Here is a 22,519-nt window from a genome sequence, read left to right as displayed (position 1 = left end):
TTCATGCTCTAATGGTTTTTATAAAGCCAAAATCAAAAATCAACAACAATAAACAACAACAAGATGAACACGTATAACAAATTCCTACCTATGGTTTTATTACTTCTGTTTTTAACAAGTTGTCATACAAACCAAAATAACATTACAGATGTAGAAGATTACAATCTATATCTAAATTCAAAAGAAAATACAACGAAGCAAAAAGCCACTGAGGAACTAAATTTTTGGGAAGAAAAGCTAGAAAAAGAACCGAGTCAGTATCCTTATTTGGCTAAAATTGCTTCGGCACAATCTCAAATGTTCCAAACTACAGGAAACATAGATTATTTAATAGATGCCGAAAAAAGCTTAGTTCAAGTCAATGAGCATACAAATTATAAGCAATCAGGATATTTACGTGCCTTAGCTAGAAATTATATTTCTCAGCATAAGTTTAAAGAAGCATTAGAGATTTTAAAGAAAGCTGAAACAAATGGCGATAATTTAAAAGGATCTCAAAAAATGTTATTTGATGTCTATTTAGAATTAGGAAATATAGATTCTGCAAAAGACTATCTCTATAAAATTAAAGATGTTTCAGATTTCGATTATTTAATCCGTTTATCAAAATGGAGTGATTATCAAGGAGATTTACAGTCTGCCATAAAGTATATGGAACAAGCTATGGCAATTTCTGTAGCATCAAATGTGTCTGGTTTTATGCAATGGACCTACACCAATATTGCTGATTTTTATGGTCACAACGGACAAATAGAGAAGTCTTATGACTATTACTTAAAAGCATTGGCTTTAAATCCAGACGATGCCTATGCTAAAAAAGGTATTGCGTGGATTGTATATTCTTATGAAAAAAATGCAGATGAAGCGCTTCGTATTTTAAATAGTATTTCTGAAAATTATCAAGCGCCAGATTATTATTTGCTTAAAGCTGAAATTGCTGAATATCAAAATAATTTTGAGGCTAAAGAAGAAAACTTAAATGCTTATTTTAAAGCAGTTGCTAATACGAAATATGGCAACATGTATAATAAACACAATGCTATTTTATATGCCGAAGAGTTACAAAAACTTGATGAAGCTTTACAGATTGCACAAACTGAAATCAACAACAGGCCAACACCACAATCTTACGATTTATTGGCTTGGACATACTACCATAGAGGGAATTATATAAATGCCTTATTAATAGCCGAAGAGCATGTGGCTAATAAAACCTTTGAACCTGAAACTTTATACCATTTAGCTAAAATTTATAAAGCTAACGGAAAGCTTTCTGAAGCCGAAAGTTTAAAAATGGAATTACTGGAAAGCACATTTGAGCTTGGACCAGTTATGGAAAGAGATATTAAAAAAATATAATATTAAAAGATTGAAATAGTCGGAACCAACGAAAAACCTGTTTTATTAATAGTATAAAAAAATTGAGGGATTTGGTAGTGTTTTTTGTTGGTTTTTTGGGAAGCGTCAAGTTTGTTTAAACTTGGCGTTTTTTGTTTTTTAAGCTTAAATTTAGCGGTTTAAGTACATAAAATAAATCTTCTTTAGTAGATTGTAACCTAACGTGTTTGTGAATGATTAGTGGCGCCTGCCTGTCGTAGGCAGGTGTTTAAGCACTAAAGTTAGCAAATAAATCACAGATAGAAAGTCCGCGAGGACTTTCGTAAGTAGGCTTGCACCAGCAATTAATTTTATACGGTGTTGGCTGTAGTTTTTTTCTTTTTAATTCTCAATATTATTATTAAAATCAGGATTACTCCAAATATAATTTTCCATTTGTGTAACTTAAAATATCCGCTAAAATGACTTTTCGTATTTGATAATTCTCCATTTTGGTCGAAATATTCAAAAGTTCCAACTTTCACACCTTTTATGTAATTCCCTTGTTCTTTAATTTTGTGGTTTGGATAAAACTCTTTCCAAAATCCATTTTTCACATATTCGTGAGTTGGTTCATCTCCCCAAGAAATATAATAGATTCCACCTTTATGTTGTTTTACTAAACAGTTTTTATGACTTTCAGTTTTAGGTGCAAAAAGAGGTTTTTTACAATCGTTGGATTCAACAGGTTTTCTTTTCCCTGTTAAAATTATTGAATGAATCTTACGATTATAAATTTCCGTTGGTTCAATTGGATATTCATTATCGTTGTCAAAACGATTAACAAGAAATGTGATATTCTCATTTTTTATTATCCAGTATTTTTTTCGATTCGTTGAAGTAAGTTTTGAGTTCGGAAACTTTTCAAAAACTTCTTTGACAGTTGTACTGTCTAAATCTATTTTTAATGAATTATTTAACTCACCATTAAATGGTTTGTAGAGCAAAATTTTCTCTATCAATTGTTCAGTTTTGTAATCCGTCTGAAAAATTATTCCATTACTTGGAATTTCAATTGACGAGTTAAATCCGTAAGAAGAATCACAGTCATCTGTATGTGGACAATTCAGAGTTTTTGTCTCGTTTAATTCGAAGTTTTGATATTCAGAACGAACGTCAGATAAAGTTGAATAACCGAATTCAATATTATCAAAATTTTCGCCAATTTCTATAGAATGGTTTTGTCCGAAACAATATGTTGCGAGAAAAAACAGTATAAAATTTAGGAAATTTTTCATTCGGTTCAAATTACAGCCAACTAGGGATATAAGCACTAATATACTCATTATCCATAAATGTTTTTGGATAACAGAGATTTAGTAAGTAAACAGTTCAATAAAATTTAAGAAGTTTGTTCAACAGCACCAAGCGTGTAAAGTTGTTCTAGCGTTGGAGATTCGCTTCCTCCAGCTGGTTCTAAAGTAATCCCAAAGGCTTCAGAAGCATTGGCATTTTCTATAGTAAAGAGCTTGTTGTCGTCTGTGCTAAAGTCATCTATAGTGCCAAGACTAGTAGGCGTTAACGGATTCAATGTTAACGACCAAACTTGATACACTTTTCCTTGTGGTGGTTCTGGTAAACCTTGTACGTCTAAAACAACTGTATTGGTTTTTTTATCCCAATAGGCTTTTGCATAAGAGTCTGGAGACACAGCTTGTCCAGCAAGTGGAACTGCTATAATATCTTTATCTCTTAAGAAAGTGATTAATTGTTTGGTTTCTGTTAAATCGTTACTGTATTTTTCAAGTGTAACTTCTAAAAGCTCCTTATCGGTTTCAACGGTTTGTATTTGGTCTTTTAAGTTGTTATTTTGGTTTACAAACCACATTAGTCCAAGTCCAATAACAAGTGTTGCTGCCCAACCTACATAACTAAACCAATTTGTTCCAGGTTTGTGTAGTGGTCTTACAGGTGTGTCTTTGTCTGTTTGGATGCCTAATTTTTCTTTTACTGCTTGAAAAAGATGTTTTGTGTCTGTTGGTGATACTGCTGCAGTTAATGTAACTATAGCAGATTCTATTTTTAGAACTTCGTCAAGTAATTCTGGATGTTTTAATAAAAGGGCATAGATTTCCTGATTTTCTTTTTCAGAAAGTGTTCCTGCAACATACAGTTCTAAAATTCCAGATTCTATGTATTCTTTAATATCCATTCTACACTTCAAGCATCAACCTTAATTCGTTGATACAATTTCTATTTCTTGTTTTTATAGTTCCAATAGGCATTTCTAAGGTTTCTGAAGCTTCTTTTTGTGTATAACCTTTAAAATATAAAAGCTCTATCACCTCAATACACTTCTTTTTTAACTTCCCAACAAACTTCTTAATGCCAATAGCATCGGTTTTGTCTTCCAAACTGTCATGGTCCTGTATAATATCTACGAAATAATCTGAGTTGAGGTTTTTACCTGCGTTTTTAAAGCTTTTTGAACGTATTTTATCTATTGCTGCATTTCGAGAAATGTTGATCAGCCAAGTGAAAAATCGTCCTTTTTTAGAAGAATAGCTGTCTGCACTATGCCAAGCTTTAATAAAAACTTCTTGCATCACATCTTGGGCTATATCATGATCTCTAACAATATTGTATATAACACCAAGCATGCTCTCGCTATACATGTTGTATAAGGTTTCGAAAGCCTTTTCATCTTTATCTTGAAATTTAGATACTAGTTGTTCTAACTGCATATAATGTTTATAGAGTTCTAAAATACTAATTAAATTCTAAGGAAGTAATAAGTAACAAGCTTTTATTTGTAAGATATCTTTTTTAAAACCGACTCGCCTTTTTTTTCGTAGGTAATAGTAAGAAAGTCTAAGACTTTAATATTAGTAGTTGCTTAAAAGTTAAAAAGCTGTTAATGATAAAAAGGTCTTGAATATGTCGTCTTATTTTTACCAGTTAAACCGTTGCCAATCAAAAATTTTCAAATATGAAACAGATTTTTACTTTTTTTTGTCTTTTAATAGTCTTTAATCTTAACGCCCAAAACATAAAAGGTGTTATTACAGATAAAAATCTTCAACCTCTTGAGGGTGTCTATATATTCAATACAAATTCTTCAAGTCATGCGCATACTATTGCAAATGGTTCTTTTGTTATAGAGAATAACAAAACTGGAGATTCTTTAACCATTGGATTATTGGGATATGAGAAAACATTTCTTGTTTTAAACGAAAGTCACTTTGATAAAGGAATTACAGTTGCTTTAAAAGGGAAAACTATTTTGTTGGACGAGTTGGTAATTACAGAACAAATTGATGCATTAAATAGTATTTCGAAAGTAGATTTAGAAACCAATCCAGTAAATTCTTCACAAGAAATATTGCGTACCGTTCCTGGTTTAATTATTGGTCAACATGCAGGAGGAGGAAAGGCCGAACAAATTTTTCTACGTGGTTTCGATATTGATCATGGAACAGATATTAATCTCTCTGTCGATGGTATTCCGGTAAATATGGTGTCTCATGCACATGGACAAGGTTATAGCGATTTACATTTTGTAATACCAGAAACCTTAAATAATATTAACTTCGGAAAAGGTCCTTATTACGCGAATAAAGGAGATTTCAATACGGCTGGATTTGTAGAGTTTAATACTAAAGAAGATATTGGATTTAGTGAAATTAGCTTTAGTTACGGACAATTTAATTATTTAAGAACACTTGCTATGTTCGATTTATTAGGTAATACACCTAATCAAAATGCCTACGTGGCTTTCGAATATATTCAGTTTGATGGACCTTATCAATCACCTCAAAATTTTAATAGAATCAATCTCTTCGGAAAATATACTACTTATTTAAAAGGAAATGATAAGTTATCAGTAACGCTTTCACATTTTAATAGTCGTTGGGATGCTTCAGGTCAGATTCCTCAAAGAGCTATAGATAATGGCATGATTAATCGTTGGGGTTCTATAGATGATACTGAAGGAGGTAACACGTCCAGAACCAATTTGAATGTTGAGTATAATTCAATTCTAAGAGAAGATTTGCAGTTTAAATCTAACGTGTTTTATTCACAATATAACTTTGAATTATATTCAAACTTCACATTCTTTTTAGAAGACCCAATTAATGGCGACCAGATTAAACAAAAGGAAGCTAGAGATATTTTTGGGTTTAATACAGAATTTATTAAAGATTCAAAATTAGGATCAGCAGACGCTACTTATTCTGGAGGATTTGGTATGCGATACGATTTTGTAAACGATGTGGAATTATCTCATACAGTAAACAGAAATGAAACATTAAGCTACATGGCTTTAGGAGATGTAAACGAAACCAATTTGTATGCTTATGTCAATGCTAATTTAGAATTCGGAAAGTTTATTGTAGCTCCAGCTTTGCGCTTAGACTATTTTAAATTTATGTATAATGATGCTTTGGTTAGCGATTATGAAACACTTTCTGAAGCAAAAACTATAGTAAACCCAAAATTAAATTTCTTTTTTAACCAGAATGAAAATTTACAATGGTTCTTAAAAACAGGAATCGGCTTCCACTCGAATGATGCTAGAGTAGTAGTACAGCAACAAGGAGAAGATATTTTACCAAGAGCTTATGGAGCCGATTTTGGAGCTATCTGGAAACCCGTTCCAAAAGTAGTTTTTAATACAGCTTTATGGTATTTATTCTTAGAACAAGAGTTTGTATATGTTGGAGACGCAGGAATTGTTGAGCCTAGTGGGAAATCTAGGCGTTATGGTTTAGATTTAGGACTGAGATATCAAATTACAGATTGGTTGTATTTCGATACAGATGCTACCTTAACAGATGCTAGAAGTGTCGATGAACCTTCAGGCGAAGATTATATTCCTTTAGCACCAGATTTTACGCTTACAGGAGGCTTGTCGGTTAATAATCTAAAAGGTTTCTCTGGAGGCATTCGTTATCGTTATATAGATGATAGACCAGCAAACGAAGATAACTCTATAGTTGCAGATGGTTATTTTGTAACCGATTTAAATTTAAGCTACGAGTTTACAAATAATTTAGTATTTGGGATAGCAATTGAAAATTTGTTTGATACCGAATGGAATGAAACACAATTTGCAACCGAATCTAGACTAGAAAACGAATTAGAGCCAGTTGAAGAAATTCATTTTACACCTGGAACGCCTTTCTTTTTGAAAGCGAATGTTAGTTATAGGTTTTAAGAAATAAAAAGGTTTTTAATAAAAAAAAAGCTGCCATTTGGCAGCTTTTTAGATTTAAAACTTTATAGAATTTATTCAATAATTCCACCACAACTTACACGTCCGCCAGCATCACCTGTTGGCTGCGTAGTAAAATCGTCCACACCTTGGTGAACTATAATAGCTTTTCCTATAATTTCTTTATTAGAATCTCCACAACCTATACACCATTGGTCTGTACTAAAAGTAATAGTTGCATTTCCGTTAGCATCTGCTTCCATGTTTCCTATATCTCCTTTATGGTAGCCTTTAGCGTCTCCCCATTTTCCATGTGGTTCGCTTGTTGGATTCCAATGTCCACCAGTAGATTTTCCATCAGCTGAAGAGCAATCTGCTTTTTCATGTAAATGGATGGCATGTGTTCCTGGAGTTAAACCATCAAAAACAGCAACCATTGTTACTTTTCCTTCGGTTTCAGTAAAAACAGCATTTCCAGAGACATTACTGTCACTCTTTGGTTCTAATTTTATTTTAATTTTTTTCACTTCTTCATTTACTGTTTCAACTACTTTTTCTTCAGTTTTCGTTTCTTCTGGAGTATTTTCTTTTTTCTCTTTTTTACATCCAATAGCAAAACTTAAAGTTAGTAATAGCGCAAATAATATTGATTTTTTCATTATAAAATATTGTTTAATGTTTACTCAAAGTTACACAATAATTAAGTGTTTTTAAAATTTTAAACTGCCTAATATGATAAAAGTCATATTTTTAAAAAGGGCTAAAATATACTTTTGTAGCTGAAGTTGTTTTATATGAATAATTCTTTAGTAAATAAATACAATGTTGCTGGTCCACGTTATACCAGTTATCCAACTGTGCCTTATTGGGATATTAAAACCTTTTCTTTTGAAAAATGGAAGGAAACTTTAATGCAATCTTTTAAGGAAAGTAATAGTTCTGAAGGATTAAGCTTGTATTTACATTTACCTTTTTGTGAGAGTTTATGTACGTTTTGTGGTTGTAATAAAAGAATTACTAAAAGGCATGAAGTAGAATCTCCATACATAACAGCCATTTTAAAAGAATGGGCTTTATACTGCGAGTTATTTAATGCGAAACCAAAAATTAAGGAAATACATCTAGGTGGTGGTACACCTACTTTCTTTTCTACAGATAATTTAAAAAAATTAATTAATGGTCTTTTAGATAAAGCCATCTTAGCTGATGGTTACGAATTTAGTTTCGAAGGACATCCAAACAATACAACTAAAGAACATTTACAGACATTATTCGATTTGGGTTTTAGACGCGTAAGTTTTGGTGTTCAAGATTATAATAAAACGGTTCAAATAGCAATACATAGAATTCAGCCATTCGAAAACGTAAAACGTGTTACAGAACAAGCCAGAGAGATAGGTTATACATCTGTAGGACATGATATTATTTTTGGACTTCCTTTTCAAACAGAAGAGCATGTAGAAGAAACCATCCTTAAAACAAAAGAATTAAAGCCTGACCGTTTAGCGTTTTATAGTTATGCACATGTGCCATGGATTAAAGGTAATGGTCAGCGAGGTTTTAAAGAAGAAAATTTACCATCTGCAGAATCTAAAAGAAGGCAATACGAGCTTGGCAAAGAATTGTTAGCAAAGGCTGGATATGTTGAAATTGGCATGGATCATTTTGCTTTAAAGACAGATTCACTCTACAAATCTATAGAGCAACAAAAATTACATAGAAATTTTATGGGTTATACTGCTTCAAAAACTCAGGCAATGATTGGGTTAGGAGTGTCTTCCATAAGTGATAGTTGGTATGGTTTTGCACAAAATGTAAAAGGTTTAGAAGAGTATTATCAATTAATAGAAGAAAATCAAATACCAATATATAGAGGTCATATTTTAAATGATATGGACTTAATTATTAGAAAGCACATATTAAACCTTATGTGTCAGTTTAAAACAACTTGGACTACTAATCATCTATATTTTAAAGAACTTCCTGAAGTACTTGTAAGTTTAAAAGAAATGGAGCTAGATAAATTGGTGGAAATAGATTCTAACGAAATTCGTGTTACCGAAAAAGGAAAACCATTTGTAAGAAACATTTGTATGGCTTTCGACTTGTTATTGCAAGAAAAGAAACCAGAAACACAATTGTTTTCTATGACTATATAAAATACAACCAAACAAAATGAAAAAAATAATTGTACCAGTAGATTTCTCAGAGCATTCCGAATATGCTCTTGAAGCTGCATCTATGTTGGCTAAAAAGAATAATGCAGAAATTTTAGCTTTGCATATGTTAGAAATTTCTAACGCTGTAATGAATAAGGTGGATGGCATGAAACAAATGGAATCTCTTTTCTTTTTAAAATTAGCAGAAAAGAGATTCGAAGAATTCTTAAATAAAAATTATTTAAAAGGCATTAAGGTTACTCCTATTATAAAGCATTTCAAGGTTTTTAGTGAAGTTAACGATGTAGCAAAAGAACACGAAGCAGACCTTATTGTTATGGGTTCGCAAGGAGCTAGTGGCTTAAAAGAAGTTTTTATTGGTTCTAATACTGAAAAGGTTGTTAGACATTCAGATATACCAGTTTTAATTATTAAGCACAATCCAATATTAATGGATTTTGAAAACGTGGTTTTTGCTTGCGATTTTTCAGAAGATGCCATTGAGCAATATATAAGAGCTAAAGAAATGGTTGAAAAACTAGGCTCTAAAATGCATTTAGTATATGTTAACTTGCCTAGTTCAAGATTTAAAAGTTCATCTGAAATGGAAAAACTTGTAGCTTCATTTTTACGAAAAGCAGAAGGAAATATTGAAAAAATGAAAGAAGTAAATTATGTTAATGATTATACTATAGAACAAGGAATATTAAACTTTTCGAATGTTATTGGAGCCGACTTAATAGCTGTAGCAACTCGAGGAAGAAAAGGTATTTCTCATTTCTTTGAAGGTAGTATTTCTGAAGATATAGCAAATCATTCAACCTTGCCAGTTATGACATTTAAAATATAATATTAAAATTTTTATTACTTTTTCAAAGTTTAGAAGGGTTGGGCAATTGTTCAGCTCTTTTTTTTAAAAAAAGATATAAAAAAAGACTAAATAATCTCAAACATGATTAAAGTCATATTTTATTGTAAGTATAGCCATTAAATTTGCCCTATTAATTAAAATATATTATGAAAGTAACACTAAAAATTATTACCGTATTATTTATTACTCTACTTATAAGTTGTGGAGGAAAAGAAGAAAAAAAAGAAGAAGCTCCTACTTTTCAACAAAAGGCTCCAACTGAGAAAAAAGAAGCTCCTAAAACCGAAACTGCAGTAAAAGCTTCAGAAAAAATAGATCTAACTAATAAAGGTGTTGGTCCAATTACATCAGTAGACTTGTCTGCAGATATAGACCAATCTATGGTTGCCAAAGGAGAAGATGTATTTAAAAAAATGTGTACAGCTTGCCATAGAGTTGACAAAAAATTTATCGGTCCAGCTCCTAATGGTATTCTAGAGCGTAGAACTCCAGAATGGGTAATGAACATGATTTTAAATCCAGAAGAAATGACTAAATCAGATCCTCTAGCTAAAGAATTATTAATTGAATTTAATGGTTCGCCAATGGCAAACCAAAATTTAACTGAAGAAGAAGCAAGAGCTGTATTAGAATATTTTAGAACACTTAAATAATTCAATATGAAAACAACTAACCTTAAATTTTTATTTACGACACTTTTAGTTGTTTTGTTAATTAGTTGCAAAAATGAAGCTAATACAACAGAACAAGTAGAAGCTGCTTCAACAGAAGCACCTGAAAGACAAGGACAGGCATTTATCGAAGACGATGAAGCGACGCCAAACGTATTACAAATAGCAATTGGTTCTCCAGATCATACAACTTTAGTAGCAGCAGTACAAGCTGCACAATTAGAGAATGCTCTAGTTAATGCTGGACCTTTAATGGTATTTGCGCCAACAAACGAAGCGTTTGCTGCTTTGCCAGAAGGTACAGTTGACGACCTTTTAAAACCAGAAAATAAAGATGCCTTAGCAGATATATTAAAGTATCATGTTACTCCTGGAAACTATTCTAAAGATTTCTTGAAAAAGTTTAAAAAATTAGGTCAAGCAAATAACCAATACGTCGCTGTTGAAGTAAAAGGAGACGATGTGTACGTAGGAGGAGCAAAAATAATTGCAAGTGTTCCAGCTGGTAATGGAATAGTGCATGTAATAGATAAAGTAATGTTGCCACCAACAGAATAAACACTAATTAAATATTATAACAATGAAAAACATTTTTAAATTATCAATTGGGTTTTTAATTACAGCTATAGCTTTTACAAGTTGTGGTGATCAAAAATCTAGCAAATCAAATGGTGCTTTAAGCTCTAGTAAAGCAGAAAAAGTATATGTAGCACCAGGAGAGCACGATTCTCATTATGCATTTATTTCTGGTGGATATAGTGGTAACCTTACTGTTTATGGCTTACCTTCAGGAAGAATGTTTAAAGAAATTCCAGTATTCTCTCAATTTCCAACAAATGGATATGGATATTCTGAAGAAACAAAACCATTATTAGAAACATCTTACGGATTTGTGCCTTGGGATGATTCGCATCACCCAGATATCTCTCAAACTAACGGTAAATTAGATGGTCGTTGGGTTTTTATTAATGGAAACAATACACCTCGTATTGCAAGAATTAGTTTAACATCTTTTGAAACTGAAGAAATTATTGAAGTTCCAAATAGTGCTGGTAACCACAGTTCATCTTTTATTACTGAGAATACTGAGTATGTAGTTGCAGGAACAAGATTTTCTGTACCAGTACCACAAAAAGACATGGCTATAAAAGACTATAAAGGAAACTTTAAAGGTGCTTTATCTTTTATCTCTGTAGATCCAGAACATGGACATATGGATATTAAATTCCAAGTACTAATGCCAGGTTTTAACTACGATTTATCACATCCAGGTCGTGGAAAATCTCACGGATGGTTCTTCTTTACTACTTATAATACAGAAGAAGCTAGCACGTTGTTAGAAGTAAATGCTTCTCAAAACGATAAAGATTTTATTGCAGCTATAAACTGGAAAAAAATTGAAGAATATGTAAATAATGGTGGTGGTACAATGATGCCAGCAAATTATGCACATAACGTTTATGACGAAAACACACACACTGCAACTTCTACTATGAAAAAAGAAGTACGTGTTATCAACCCATCAGAAGTTCCTGGAGCAATATATTTATTACCAACTCCAAAATCACCTCATGGTTGTGACGTTGATCCTTCTGGAGAATACATTGTAGGAAATGGTAAATTATCTGCTAACTTAACAGTACACTCATTTACTAAAATGCTTGATGCTATTGAGAACGAGAAATTTGATGGAGATGCTTATGGAATTCCAATTTTAAAATTCGAAGATGTGCTTGCAGGTTCTGTAGAGCAACCAGGTTTAGGACCTTTACATACAGAATTTGATGGTCAAGGAAACGCATATACTACTTTCTTTATCTCTTCTGAAGTTGTAAAATGGAAATTAGGTACTTGGGAAGTATTAGACAGAAAACCAACATATTATTCTGTAGGTCACTTAACAATTCCTGGAGGTAACTCAAGAGAGCCATTTGGTAAATATATGTTTGCTATGAACAAAATTACCAAAGACCGTTATTTACCAGTTGGTCCAGAAATGGAACATTCTGCGCAACTATATGATATTTCAGGAGATAAAATGGAATTACTTTTAGATTTCCCTACTCATGGTGAACCTCACTATGCAGCAGCAATTCCAGCAGAAATTATTAAAGATAAATCTAGAAAGATCTATAAACTAGCAGAAAATGAACACCCAAGAAAAGCTACAAATGAAAGCGAAACTAAAGTAGTTAGAGACGGTAAAAACGTACATGTTTACATGACACTAATACGTAGCCACTTTACTCCAGATAATATTGAAGGTATTAAAGTAGGTGATAAAGTGTTTTTCCATGTAACAAACTTAGAGCAAGATTTCGATGTACCTCATGGTTTTGCAATGATTGGTGCTAATAACGCTGAGTTGTTAATAGCTCCTGGTCAAACTAAAACTTTAACTTGGGAAGCTAAGCAAGTTGGTGTGTGGCCATTCTATTGTACAGATTTCTGTTCTGCTTTACACCAAGAAATGCAAGGATATATTCGTGTGTCTCCAGCAGATTCTAACATAGAATTATCTTGGTCATTAGGTGAAGATTAATAAATAGTTTACACGCATATAAGTTTAGGAAAATTTTGTTTTAGTGTTTATTTTCCTATATAAGGCGAGAGTTGATTTGTCGCTCTCGCCTTTCTTTTTAAACACTATTAACTAAATGGTTAACTCAATAGTAAATTAATATTATGAAAAAGGCTGGTATTATAATGGTTATAGGATCACTTTTGTTGTTAGGACTTTTTAAATTTCCTTTATGGAATATCATGCTTGGTGCTCCACAATATCCAGAACCATTAGGAATGAATATTCATCTTGATGGAATTCAAGGTGTCGAAGAATTCGATATTCAAAACATCGATGGTTTAAATCATTACATTGGAATGAAAACCATTCCAAAAGCAGAAGAAATGTGGGAGTTTTCAGTATTCCCTAAAGTAATACTTGGAATGAGCCTACTAGGAGTTCTTATTGGAGTTCTTGGATTTGCTGGTAAAATAAGTTATAAATTCTTTTTAGGTTGGTTTGTGCTTATGTCTGTTTTAGGTATTCTAGGAATGTATGATTTTAATCTTTGGTTAACTGAATATGGTAGTGACTTAGATCCAAAGGCAATATTAAAACTAAAAAACCCAGATGGTACACCTATGTCTTACAAACCACCATTATTTGGACATCAAAAATTATTGAACTTTGATGTAACTTCCTTGCCTCATATTGGAGGATATCTTATGTTTGTAGGAATGTTTTTAACCCTTGTTGCATTTTGGTTGGGTAGAAAATTTAGCTTAAAAACAGCTAAGTAATATATCTAACAAAATCTCAAACAAAACACTAAAATTATGCAAAGATTAAAACAATTTTCCTTTGTAGCATTGCTATTGGTATTAACCAGTTGTAATGTTGGGCCACAAGCTATTGACTATGGAACTGATGGTTGTCATTTTTGTAAAATGACCATAGTAGATAAGGTTCATGCTGCAGAAATAGTAACTAATAAAGGTAAAGTATACAAGTTTGATGCTTCAGAATGTATGATAAACTTCATGAAAGATTTTGAAGCTTCCGAAATAAAATTATATCTAACAAATATATATACAGAACCAGAAACACTTGTCGATGCAACTAAAGCAACTTTTTTAATTAGTAAGAATGTTCCAAGTCCTATGGGAGCTTTTTTAACAGCTTTTAAAACTAAAGAAGATGCCTTAAAAGTTCAAGCTGAAAAAGAAGGAACACTTTACTCTTGGGATGAATTATTGATTCATTTTAAAGAAGATTAACATGAAAATTAAAATAGTTTCTATTATAGCTATGTTATTAGCCAGTGTCTTGCATGCTCAAACAATTGATGTATGCGAAGATTGTCCGATATCAAAATTAAACGATGCGATTAAAGTTGCAAAAAGCTTTGACACTATTGTAGTTAAAAAAGGGACTTATAAAGAACATGATATTTTAGTAGATAAGCCTTTAACCATTATTGGCGAAAATTATCCTGTAATAGATGGTGAAATGAAAGGTGAAATAATCACCATAGTTTCAGATAGTGTTACCGTTGATGGCTTATTTATTATTAATGTAGGAACAAGTTATACGGAAGATTATGCAGCTATTCGTGTAAAAAGAAGTAACGATTTTGTTATAAAAAATCTGGTTTTAGAAAAGCTGTTTTTTGGAATTTATATTGAAAAAGGGCGTAACGGTAAGATATTTCATAATAAAATAATTGGAGATGCTAAAGAAGAATATAATTCGGGAAATGGTATCCAATTATGGTATAGTAAGAACGTTGAAATTGAACATAATTTTGTTGAACGTGTTCGAGATGGAATATATTTAGAATTTTCAGACGATTGTATTATAAAAAACAATGTAAGTGCCAATAATATCCGTTATGGATTACATTTTATGTTCTCTAACGACGATATTTATCAAGACAATATCTTCCAAAACAATGGAGCAGGAGTAGCTGTCATGTTTTCAAAAAAGATTAAAATGTATAACAACAATTTTAAGGAAAACTGGGGAACAGCATCTTATGGCTTACTTCTAAAAGAAATTAACGATGCCGAAATAGAAGGAAATACTTTTACTGATAATACCATTGGTATTAACATAGAAGGATCGAATAGAATTAATTATAAAAATAATAACTTTATTAGTAACGGTTGGGCAGTTAAAGTTCGTGGAGCTTGCTATACCAATCATTTTATAAGTAATAATTTCTTGTACAATTCCTTTGACATTTCTTATAACAGTAATATAAACGATAATATATTTAATAATAACTACTGGAGTAATTATACAGGTTATGATTTAGATAAAAATGGGATTGGAGACATTCCATACAGACCAGTAAAACTGTTTTCGTATATTGTAAACAGAACACCTGAGACTATTATTTTGCTTCGTAGTTTGTTTATTGATATTATTGATTTTTCTGAAAAAGTATCACCTGTATTTACACCAGATAATTTATTGGATAATAACCCTAAAATGAAAAAAATAGAATGGTAAGCATTCAAAATTTACATAAAAAATTCGGAAAGAACCAAGTTTTAAGTGGTCTTGATCTGGAAATTGGAGAAGGTGGCATTTTTGCTGTTCTTGGACCTAATGGTTCAGGGAAAACAACACTAATTAAATGCCTGTTAGGTATGGTTATTCCTAACAAAGGAAACATTAATGTACTAGGAGAAAACGTAAAAAACGGTTCAGCCTACAGACATAAAATAGATTATTTACCACAGATTGCAAATTTTCCTAACAATCTAAAAGTTAAAGAATTAATTAAAATGATTAAGGATTTACGTGGTAATACAACCCTAGATCAAGAATTAATTAGTCTCTTTAAACTAGAGCCATTTTTAGATAAAAAATTAGGGAACCTCTCTGGAGGAACCAAACAAAAAGTAAACCTTGTGTTAACTTTTATGTTCGATAGCCCTTTAGTAATCTTAGATGAGCCAACTTCTGGTCTAGATCCAATTTCATTATTAAGATTAAAAAAATTGATTCAAGCCGAAAAAGCAAAAGGAAAGACCATTCTTATTACATCGCATATTATGAGTTTTGTTGAAGAAATTTCAGATGAAATTGTGTTTCTCCTTGAAGGACAAATTTATTTTAAAGGTACCATTAGCGAACTTAAAAGCAAAACCAATCAACCAGATTTCGAACATGCCATCGCATCTATATTAACAGACAATCATGCTTAAAATATTAAAATATAGTTTTTACGATTTAATGAGAAGCCGTTGGAGCTACGTGTATTTTGCATTCTATTTATTGCTTGGAGTAGTGCTATTGTTTTTAAATAACGACCTCTCTAAAGCAGTAATAACCTTAATGAATGTTATAATTGTTTTAGTGCCATTAATTGGAACCATTTTTGGTGTCATGTACTATTATAATTCCAAAGAATTTACAGAGCTTCTATTAGCGCAACCTTTAAAACGATCCTCTATATTTTTAGGACAGTATTTAGGTGTTGCCATTTCATTGTCTATGAGTTTAATTTTAGGTTTAGGAATCCCATTCATTTTTTATGGTTTATTTAAATCTTCAGCCATTTGGGATTTTTCACTTCTATTAATAACAGGTACTTTTTTAACCTTTATTTTTACTGCTTTAGCATTTAATATTGCTTTATCTAACGAAAATAAAATTAAAGGTTTTGGTTATGCCATATTACTTTGGTTGTTTTTAGCCATTATTTACGATGGAATTTTCTTAATGACTTTAATTTTGTTTGAAGATTATCCTTTAGACAAATTATCATTAATAGGTACCATGTTAAATCCTATAGATTTATCTAGAACACTTATTTTGTTAAAGCTTGATATATCTGCATTACTAGGTTATACAGGAGCTATTTTCAAACAATTTTTCGGCACTAATTTTGGTTTAATTATTTCCATTTCTATGTTATCAGTATGGGTAATAATGCCAGTTTTAAGAATCGTTTTTAAAGCTAAAAGGAAAGATTTTTAATAGTAAAATTTGTCTACTGAAGTTTTATATTTGAAATTCGTCTTTGATTTCTGCTATTAAAAGCGTAAATTAATTTACTTTTAAAGTTTAGAAACAAACATTATAAATTTATTTAAAATGAATAAAATCATCGTACCAATCGACTTTTCAGAGCATTCAGAATATGCTTTAGAAGCTGCAGTAAAATTAGCAAAAAATGGTGATACAGAAATTTTAGCACTACACATGCTAGAAATTTCTGATGCAGTACTTAATAAAACAGATTCTGAACAACAACAAAAAGCTATTTTCTTTTTAAGGCTTGCTGAAAAGAGATTCAACGAATTTCTTGATAAACCTTACTTAAAAAATGTTAATATTACTCCTATAGTTAAACATTTTAAAGTGTTTAGCGAAGTTAACGATGTAGCTCTAGAACATAATGCAGACTTAATAATAATGGGTTCTCATGGTTCTAGTGGACTGTCTGAAATATTTGTTGGTTCTAATACTGAAAAAGTTGTAAGACATGCAGATATTCCTGTACTTGTTTTGAAACATAAATTCGAAAAGGACAATTTTAAAGATGTTGTATTTGCTAGCGATTTTTCTTCAAAATCTGTAGCAGTATATTTAAAAGCTTCAAAACTTTTTAAGGCGTTAAATGCTAAATTACATTTGCTTTATGTAAACTTACCTTCAGATAGGTTTAAAAGTACTAACGAGATAGATGAAATTGTAGCTACTTTTTTAATGACAGCTGATGGTAATTTAGACAACCTACAGCACATTAATTTTGTATCTGATTATACAGTTGAAAAAGGTGTTTTAAACTTTGCTAATAAAATAGGAGCAGATTTAATTGCTGTTGCTACTCATGGTAGAACTGGAATTGCTCATTTCTTTGAAGGTAGTATTTCAGAAGACATTGCAAATCATGCTATTTTACCAGTAATGACATTTAAATTGTAATAGAACTTATTAAAAAATATGTTGAGAGCTGGATGTAAATTCAGCTCTTTTTTTATAACATATATTTTTTTGAAATCTGACTTTAATCATGTTTTGCAAGTAATATCTTGCTTAAATTTGCCCTATGATTTCAGCGATAACTCATAAAATAACAGCATTTGTTCTTGTGTTTATATTATTTGCACATAATATAAATACACTTGTTATTGTGGGAGATTTTCTTGTAAATCAAGACTTTATTGCTAAAACTTTATGTATTCAAAAAGACGACCAACAAGGTTGTAATGGTAAATGTCATTTAAGCAAACAATTATCTGAAAGCAGTACAGAATCTAATAGCCAGAATCCACTTCAAGAAAGTAAAAGAATAGCTTTAGATGTTTTTTGTGTTTCAAGCATCAATACTATAGACTCACAATTTATAGAATACAAATTACCTCAAATAATACTTACACATAAGTCGCCTAAAATCGTAAAAACGTATTTAGATATCGACACACCACCTCCAATTTTTAGTTAATTTTTCTTATCACATAAACTCAATGAGTTTAAGCAATTTCTGGCTTATTTATATAAGTTGGGTAATATGCTACATGAAATATTAAACTAAAAAATACTAAAATGAAATTAAAATATATATTACCAATTCTATTTATTGCCTTAATGTCTACTGCTTGTTCATCAGACGATGATAATAACGATACACCTCCTGTAATCAACGAAGTGGAAGGGTTAACTAAAATCCAAGACATAATAAACAACAATCATACAATTGAATTGTGGAGTAAATCTGGAGATTTTTATACAGGATATAACGATGTCAGTATTCGAATAAAAGACAATACAAACAATACCTTTTTTGAAGATTTCACAATCAGCTGGTTGCCAGTTATGCAAATGCCAACCATGCAACATTCTTGTCCAAAATCTACCATTACAAAAGCACCTGGAAGAGATACAGTTTATCAAGGTTTCGTTATTTATCAAATGACAAATACTGATGGTTCTGGATGGTCTTTAACATTAGATTATGCTATTGATGGTATGATCTATTCAGTAACAGACACCATTACAGTTTTGCAAAATAACGATCAAAATGTAACTAGTTTTATGGGAAGCGATAATGTACGTTATATCTTAGCTTTAATAGAGCCTAAAGACCCAAAAATTGCTATTAACAATATGAAAGTTGGCTTATACAAAATGGAAAACATGATGTCTTTTCCTATTGTTGAAGATTATACAATTACTCTAGATCCTAGAATGCCAGGAATGGGGAACCATAGTTCTCCAAACAATACAGACTTAACATATAGATCTGTAGAAGGGAATTATCAAGGAAATTTATCTTTAACCATGACAGGTTACTGGGTTTTAAACTTAAAACTTTTAGATGACATGGATACTGTTTTAAAAGGTGAAGATGTAACTGAAGATAATCCACAAAGCAGTCTTTATTTAGAATTAGAATTCTAACAAAAGTCAATTTATCTAAATTTTAAAAGACACATTAACATGTGTTAGTGTGTCTTTTAAAAAAATCACTAAAAATTATTTTTTATGAAAAAGCTCACCTTATTGTGTGTTGGCTTTCTAATTGGTGTCTCTATCTATGCACAAGAAGACACATATATAATTGAAAAAGACACAACTCAATTAGAAGAAGTTATTTTAATTGGTCAAAGAAAACTAAGTAATTATTGTCAAGAAAAAACGCTATCTAGCATTGACGACTATCTAGAAAAATCAAACAGAATTACCATGATAAAACGAGGTAATTATGCTTGGGAACCAGCTATGAATAACATGGCAAGTCAAAGATTGGTTGTTACCATAGATGGAATGCAAATATTTGGAGCATGTACAGATAAAATGGATCCAATTACATCTTATGTAGATGTGTCTAATCTAGACAAAGTAAGTGTCGATTCTGGACAGGAAGGAACAGAAAATGGCCATTGTGTAGGAGGAGGAATCGATTTAAAAATGCCTCGTTCTAAATTTTATGGTACAGGTTTAAAATCTAGTTTCGATTTAGGTTATGAAACTAATGGAAATTATAGAACTGCAGGCTTAGATTTGGAATATACTGGAGATAAATTCTATGTAAATGCTGATGGTATTTTTAGAAAGTCTGATAATTATGATGCTGGAGGAAATATGGAAGTATTGTATTCTCAGTTTCAAAAGTATAATATCTCTCTGCAAGGAGGTTATAAGCTTTCAGAAAACCATGTTTTAGCAGCTAATGTTATCTACGATAAAGCAACAGATGTTGGCTATCCAGCCTTACCAATGGATGTGTCTTTAGCAGAAGCTCTTATAACTTCGGTAACACATACATTTAAAAGCGATTCTACTACAATAAAATCTTTAGAAACTAAATTATATTATAATACCATTACACATATTATGGACGATTCTAAACGTCCAGATGTGCCTATTAGAATGGATATGCCTGGTTGGAGTGATACCTATGGATTCTATTCTAAAGCAACTTTAATTGAAGGAAAACACAATCTGTTATTCAATGTTAATGGGTTTTATAACCGTTCTTTAGCCGAAATGACTATGTATCCAAACGATTCTAATCAGCCAGCTATGTTTATGTATACTTGGCCAGATATAAGAACTCTATATACTGGAATTTATGTAAAAGATGGGTTTGCTTTAAGTGAAGAAAAAACTATTTCTGCTTCGGCTAGATTTGGATACCATAATAATACCATTGCCGAAGAAGTAGGTTTGGAAAGCTTACAGATTTTTTATCCAGATTTAACCGATTCTAAAACACGGTTTTTAATGAGTTTTTCTACAGATTATCAAATTAAGAAAGAAAAATACGATGCTACTTTTGGAGTTGGTTATGGAGAGAGAGCACCTTCTGTTAGTGAAGGTTACGGGTTTTTCTTATATAATAGTTTCGATAATTTCGACTATATAGGAAATCCAACCTTAAAAAATGAAAAAGCCTTAGAAGCAAATTTTGCTACAAATTACTATATGAAAAAATTTAAAATTGGTTTAGAAACATCTTACTTCTATCTTATGGATTATATAGTTGGCGAAATAGATCCAGACTTAAGCGCAATGACAATTGGAGCAAATGGAGTTAAAATCTATAACAGCTTGTCTAACGCTAGAATTTTTGATGTTTATTTAAATTCTGAATATAAAATATCTAATGCGTTTTCTGTAAATGGAACCATTGGTTATAACTGTGGAAAAGGAAGTAACAACGAAAATTTACCTCTTATAAAGCCATTTTCTTATTTAGCTGAAGTTAATTATACCAGAGAATTATTTAGTGCAGCAATACAATTAGATGGTAACGGAAACCAGACAAATTACAGTAGCTTTTATGGTGAAAATGAAACAGCTTCGTTTGCAATTTTAAATCTGAATCTAGGGAATATATTCTATTTAAAAGAAAACAAATTGGTTTTTAAATATGGAATTGAAAATATATTAGACACAAATTATTCAACCTATGCAGATTGGAATAACATTTCTCAAAAAGGTCGTAATTTTTATATAAATGCATCCTTTGTTTTAAATTAATATGATTTAAATATGTAAATAAAAAACAGTCGTTTCCAGATAATATGAACCAAAAACAGGTATATTAGTGTTTATATAACGAGTTGTGCTTCATTAAACCCGAACTATAAATGAAAATAGAAAAAGTAAAAAATTACAATCAAAAAATTCTAGCAATTCTAGGAACACTTGCCATTATTCTAGTCATTGTTTCAATTTTAGGAATAGGTGGAATAGCAATTTCGGAACTTGTGAGATTTAATAGTTATGATGATACTGAAACTGGAATTCTATCAGATGAAAAAATTGAGGAATTACAAAAAGAGAATAAAAGAGAACAAGTAATTTCATATCAAAATCCAAAACTGATTGACACTTTAAATTCTGTATATATAATTCCTGTGTCTCATAAAAACTTAAATGAAGCAGAAGATATAAATGGACTTTTGAATATTAGAAAAACATCTAGCAGTAGTTATAAATCAAGTGATAGTAGATATTCTAGACAATATTACGGAGCATATAACAATCTAATTATTTATAATCAAAAAAATGAATTGACAAAAAAACTATTTGACAAAAGAGTTAACTTCAATAATATTGATACGGAATATTTTTCTGATGAAATCCTTTTACTGTTTAAAGTTGCTGAAAAAGACACATACAAAGATGGAGTAATCAATTTATCGGATTTTAAATCACTTTATATTTATTCATTAAACGAAAAGAAATTAAAGAAAATTGAGAACGCGGAAATGGATATTGTTTCTTATAAATTCTTAAACGAAAGTAAAGACTTAATTGTCAGTTTTGGAATTGATAAAAATAATGATGGAAAATATGAGGATATAAACGAACCAACAATTATTAAAAAATATAATTATAAAACAGAAAAACTAACTGATATTATTGGAGAAAAAACAAATTCTGAACTTCAAAAAATGTTAGAAGGAACTGAAAAATAACGAAAGCACAACAAAGAACTGAGTTAAAAAACAAACAATTTTAAGCTAATTTTGAAACAAAGTTTTCATCGTATGACAAACCACTCTTTGCGATAGCAAAGGCTTGCTTTAACAGCTTATTGGCCACCGCAATTAATGCTAATTTCTTACTCTTTCCTTTAGCTACAATCCTATCAAAAAGTGCCTTACATGCTTTATTATATTTACAAGCTGAAAACGCTGCTAAAAATAGTAGATTCCTTAATTTCTTATTACCCACTTTACTAATTCTACTTCTCCCTCTTACACTACTACCTGATTCCCGTATCGTGGGTGTAATTCCAACATAACTACATAG

General features: G+C 30.9%; 22 protein-coding genes. 17 read left to right on the top strand and 5 right to left on the bottom strand.

The genetic code is table 11. The annotated features are described in order from the left end of the window. Window positions 1–63: 63 nt before the first annotated feature. A complete protein-coding gene (locus tag LX78_RS13820) occupies window positions 64–1,359 on the top strand; it encodes a tetratricopeptide repeat protein (protein WP_245881541.1) in 1,296 nt (431 codons plus the stop codon). 329 nt (window positions 1,360–1,688) lie between these two features. Here LX78_RS13820 and LX78_RS13815 read toward each other — a convergent pair whose 3' ends face one another. The 3 genes from LX78_RS13815 to LX78_RS13805 form a co-directional block, all read right to left on the bottom strand. Beyond that, window positions 1,689–2,615 carry a toxin-antitoxin system YwqK family antitoxin gene (locus LX78_RS13815; protein ID WP_109683372.1) on the bottom strand — a complete coding sequence of 309 codons (927 nt, stop codon included), beginning with the start codon at window positions 2,613–2,615 and terminating at the stop codon, window positions 1,689–1,691. Window positions 2,616–2,719: 104 nt separating this feature from the next. Further along, window positions 2,720–3,529, bottom strand: coding sequence for an anti-sigma factor (locus LX78_RS13810; protein ID WP_109683371.1), 810 nt, complete (start codon window positions 3,527–3,529; stop codon window positions 2,720–2,722). A gap of 1 nt (window position 3,530) precedes the next feature. Next, window positions 3,531–4,061: an RNA polymerase sigma factor gene (locus tag LX78_RS13805; RefSeq protein ID WP_109683370.1), complete on the bottom strand. Its 531-nt coding sequence runs from the start codon at window positions 4,059–4,061 to the stop codon at window positions 3,531–3,533. Between the two features lie 245 nt (window positions 4,062–4,306). On the opposite strand from LX78_RS13805, the gene LX78_RS13800 reads away from it, so the two are divergent. Next, window positions 4,307–6,535 carry a TonB-dependent receptor gene (locus LX78_RS13800; protein ID WP_109683369.1) on the top strand — a complete coding sequence of 743 codons (2,229 nt, stop codon included), beginning with the start codon at window positions 4,307–4,309 and terminating at the stop codon, window positions 6,533–6,535. Window positions 6,536–6,606: 71 nt separating this feature from the next. Here the strand turns inward: LX78_RS13800 and LX78_RS13795 are convergent, their stop codons facing one another. Continuing rightward, on the bottom strand, window positions 6,607–7,191 hold the full coding sequence (locus LX78_RS13795; RefSeq protein ID WP_109683368.1) for a superoxide dismutase family protein: 585 nt from the start codon (window positions 7,189–7,191) through the stop codon (window positions 6,607–6,609). 135 nt (window positions 7,192–7,326) lie between these two features. Between LX78_RS13795 and hemN the strand changes: the two genes are divergently transcribed. The 15 genes from hemN (at window position 7,327) to LX78_RS13720 (ending at window position 22,182) form a co-directional block, all read left to right on the top strand. Then, entirely contained in the window at window positions 7,327–8,691 is a 1,365-nt protein-coding gene (hemN, locus tag LX78_RS13790) for an oxygen-independent coproporphyrinogen III oxidase (protein ID WP_109683367.1), read from the top strand. Between the two features lie 16 nt (window positions 8,692–8,707). After that, the gene (locus tag LX78_RS13785; protein WP_109683366.1) at window positions 8,708–9,541 is read left to right on the top strand and encodes a universal stress protein; all 834 of its coding nucleotides are present in this window, start codon (window positions 8,708–8,710) and stop codon (window positions 9,539–9,541) included. A 167-nt stretch (window positions 9,542–9,708) separates the two neighbouring features. Beyond that, entirely contained in the window at window positions 9,709–10,215 is a 507-nt protein-coding gene (locus tag LX78_RS13780; protein WP_109683365.1) for a c-type cytochrome, read from the top strand. Between the two features lie 6 nt (window positions 10,216–10,221). Further along, complete coding sequence (locus LX78_RS13775; RefSeq protein WP_109683364.1) at window positions 10,222–10,791, top strand: fasciclin domain-containing protein; 570 nt, start codon at window positions 10,222–10,224, stop codon at window positions 10,789–10,791. Between the two features lie 22 nt (window positions 10,792–10,813). After that, window positions 10,814–12,775 (top strand): Sec-dependent nitrous-oxide reductase, encoded by a 1,962-nt coding sequence (gene nosZ, locus LX78_RS13770; RefSeq protein ID WP_109683363.1) that lies wholly within the window; start codon window positions 10,814–10,816, stop codon window positions 12,773–12,775. Window positions 12,776–12,918: 143 nt separating this feature from the next. After that, window positions 12,919–13,536: a hypothetical protein gene (locus LX78_RS13765; RefSeq protein ID WP_109683362.1), complete on the top strand. Its 618-nt coding sequence runs from the start codon at window positions 12,919–12,921 to the stop codon at window positions 13,534–13,536. Window positions 13,537–13,572: 36 nt separating this feature from the next. Continuing rightward, window positions 13,573–14,013 carry a nitrous oxide reductase accessory protein NosL gene (locus LX78_RS13760; protein WP_109683361.1) on the top strand — a complete coding sequence of 147 codons (441 nt, stop codon included), beginning with the start codon at window positions 13,573–13,575 and terminating at the stop codon, window positions 14,011–14,013. Between the two features lies 1 nt (window position 14,014). Continuing rightward, the gene (locus tag LX78_RS13755) at window positions 14,015–15,250 is read left to right on the top strand and encodes a nitrous oxide reductase family maturation protein NosD (RefSeq protein ID WP_109683360.1); all 1,236 of its coding nucleotides are present in this window, start codon (window positions 14,015–14,017) and stop codon (window positions 15,248–15,250) included. Beyond that, on the top strand, window positions 15,244–15,951 hold the full coding sequence (locus tag LX78_RS13750) for an ABC transporter ATP-binding protein (protein WP_109683359.1): 708 nt from the start codon (window positions 15,244–15,246) through the stop codon (window positions 15,949–15,951). The genes LX78_RS13755 and LX78_RS13750 overlap by 7 nt, the downstream gene beginning before the upstream one ends. Next, window positions 15,944–16,726, top strand: coding sequence for an ABC transporter permease (locus LX78_RS13745; RefSeq protein WP_109683358.1), 783 nt, complete (start codon window positions 15,944–15,946; stop codon window positions 16,724–16,726). Before LX78_RS13750 ends, LX78_RS13745 begins: the two co-directional genes overlap by 8 nt. Before the next feature lie 117 nt (window positions 16,727–16,843). Next, entirely contained in the window at window positions 16,844–17,677 is an 834-nt protein-coding gene (locus tag LX78_RS13740) for a universal stress protein (RefSeq protein WP_109683357.1), read from the top strand. A gap of 124 nt (window positions 17,678–17,801) precedes the next feature. Then, window positions 17,802–18,197, top strand: a complete 396-nt coding sequence (locus LX78_RS13735) for a hypothetical protein (protein WP_109683356.1) — start codon at window positions 17,802–17,804, stop codon at window positions 18,195–18,197. Window positions 18,198–18,298: 101 nt separating this feature from the next. Then, on the top strand, window positions 18,299–19,153 hold the full coding sequence (locus tag LX78_RS13730; RefSeq protein ID WP_245881540.1) for a hypothetical protein: 855 nt from the start codon (window positions 18,299–18,301) through the stop codon (window positions 19,151–19,153). 84 nt (window positions 19,154–19,237) lie between these two features. Further along, complete coding sequence (locus tag LX78_RS13725) at window positions 19,238–21,238, top strand: TonB-dependent receptor plug domain-containing protein (RefSeq protein ID WP_109683354.1); 2,001 nt, start codon at window positions 19,238–19,240, stop codon at window positions 21,236–21,238. Window positions 21,239–21,348: 110 nt separating this feature from the next. Continuing rightward, window positions 21,349–22,182, top strand: a complete 834-nt coding sequence (locus tag LX78_RS13720; RefSeq protein WP_109683353.1) for a hypothetical protein — start codon at window positions 21,349–21,351, stop codon at window positions 22,180–22,182. 40 nt (window positions 22,183–22,222) lie between these two features. Here LX78_RS13720 and LX78_RS13715 read toward each other — a convergent pair. Beyond that, window positions 22,223–22,519 (bottom strand): transposase (locus LX78_RS13715; RefSeq protein ID WP_146192591.1); only part of this gene is annotated, 297 nt, incomplete at its 5' end.

This window comes from Xanthomarina spongicola (assembly GCF_003148645.1).
GTDB classification, from domain to species: domain Bacteria; phylum Bacteroidota; class Bacteroidia; order Flavobacteriales; family Flavobacteriaceae; genus Xanthomarina; species Xanthomarina spongicola.
Note: the sequence above shows the minus strand (reverse complement) of the source record. Positions and strands in the feature narration are given on the sequence as shown.

What these genes read in the sequence shown, in the direction of transcription:
- LX78_RS13820 (WP_245881541.1), top strand. Translation starts at nt 64, where the DNA reads ATGAACACGTATAACAAATTCCTACCTATGGTTTTATTACTTCTGTTT.
- LX78_RS13815 (WP_109683372.1), bottom strand. Translation starts at nt 2,615, where the DNA reads ATGAAAAATTTCCTAAATTTTATACTGTTTTTTCTCGCAACATATTGT.
- LX78_RS13810 (WP_109683371.1), bottom strand. Translation starts at nt 3,529, where the DNA reads ATGGATATTAAAGAATACATAGAATCTGGAATTTTAGAACTGTATGTT.
- LX78_RS13805 (WP_109683370.1), bottom strand. Translation starts at nt 4,061, where the DNA reads ATGCAGTTAGAACAACTAGTATCTAAATTTCAAGATAAAGATGAAAAG.
- LX78_RS13800 (WP_109683369.1), top strand. Translation starts at nt 4,307, where the DNA reads ATGAAACAGATTTTTACTTTTTTTTGTCTTTTAATAGTCTTTAATCTT.
- LX78_RS13795 (WP_109683368.1), bottom strand. Translation starts at nt 7,191, where the DNA reads ATGAAAAAATCAATATTATTTGCGCTATTACTAACTTTAAGTTTTGCT.
- hemN (WP_109683367.1), top strand. Translation starts at nt 7,327, where the DNA reads ATGAATAATTCTTTAGTAAATAAATACAATGTTGCTGGTCCACGTTAT.
- LX78_RS13785 (WP_109683366.1), top strand. Translation starts at nt 8,708, where the DNA reads ATGAAAAAAATAATTGTACCAGTAGATTTCTCAGAGCATTCCGAATAT.
- LX78_RS13780 (WP_109683365.1), top strand. Translation starts at nt 9,709, where the DNA reads ATGAAAGTAACACTAAAAATTATTACCGTATTATTTATTACTCTACTT.
- LX78_RS13775 (WP_109683364.1), top strand. Translation starts at nt 10,222, where the DNA reads ATGAAAACAACTAACCTTAAATTTTTATTTACGACACTTTTAGTTGTT.
- nosZ (WP_109683363.1), top strand. Translation starts at nt 10,814, where the DNA reads ATGAAAAACATTTTTAAATTATCAATTGGGTTTTTAATTACAGCTATA.
- LX78_RS13765 (WP_109683362.1), top strand. Translation starts at nt 12,919, where the DNA reads ATGAAAAAGGCTGGTATTATAATGGTTATAGGATCACTTTTGTTGTTA.
- LX78_RS13760 (WP_109683361.1), top strand. Translation starts at nt 13,573, where the DNA reads ATGCAAAGATTAAAACAATTTTCCTTTGTAGCATTGCTATTGGTATTA.
- LX78_RS13755 (WP_109683360.1), top strand. Translation starts at nt 14,015, where the DNA reads ATGAAAATTAAAATAGTTTCTATTATAGCTATGTTATTAGCCAGTGTC.
- LX78_RS13750 (WP_109683359.1), top strand. Translation starts at nt 15,244, where the DNA reads ATGGTAAGCATTCAAAATTTACATAAAAAATTCGGAAAGAACCAAGTT.
- LX78_RS13745 (WP_109683358.1), top strand. Translation starts at nt 15,944, where the DNA reads ATGCTTAAAATATTAAAATATAGTTTTTACGATTTAATGAGAAGCCGT.
- LX78_RS13740 (WP_109683357.1), top strand. Translation starts at nt 16,844, where the DNA reads ATGAATAAAATCATCGTACCAATCGACTTTTCAGAGCATTCAGAATAT.
- LX78_RS13735 (WP_109683356.1), top strand. Translation starts at nt 17,802, where the DNA reads ATGATTTCAGCGATAACTCATAAAATAACAGCATTTGTTCTTGTGTTT.
- LX78_RS13730 (WP_245881540.1), top strand. Translation starts at nt 18,299, where the DNA reads ATGAAATTAAAATATATATTACCAATTCTATTTATTGCCTTAATGTCT.
- LX78_RS13725 (WP_109683354.1), top strand. Translation starts at nt 19,238, where the DNA reads ATGAAAAAGCTCACCTTATTGTGTGTTGGCTTTCTAATTGGTGTCTCT.
- LX78_RS13720 (WP_109683353.1), top strand. Translation starts at nt 21,349, where the DNA reads ATGAAAATAGAAAAAGTAAAAAATTACAATCAAAAAATTCTAGCAATT.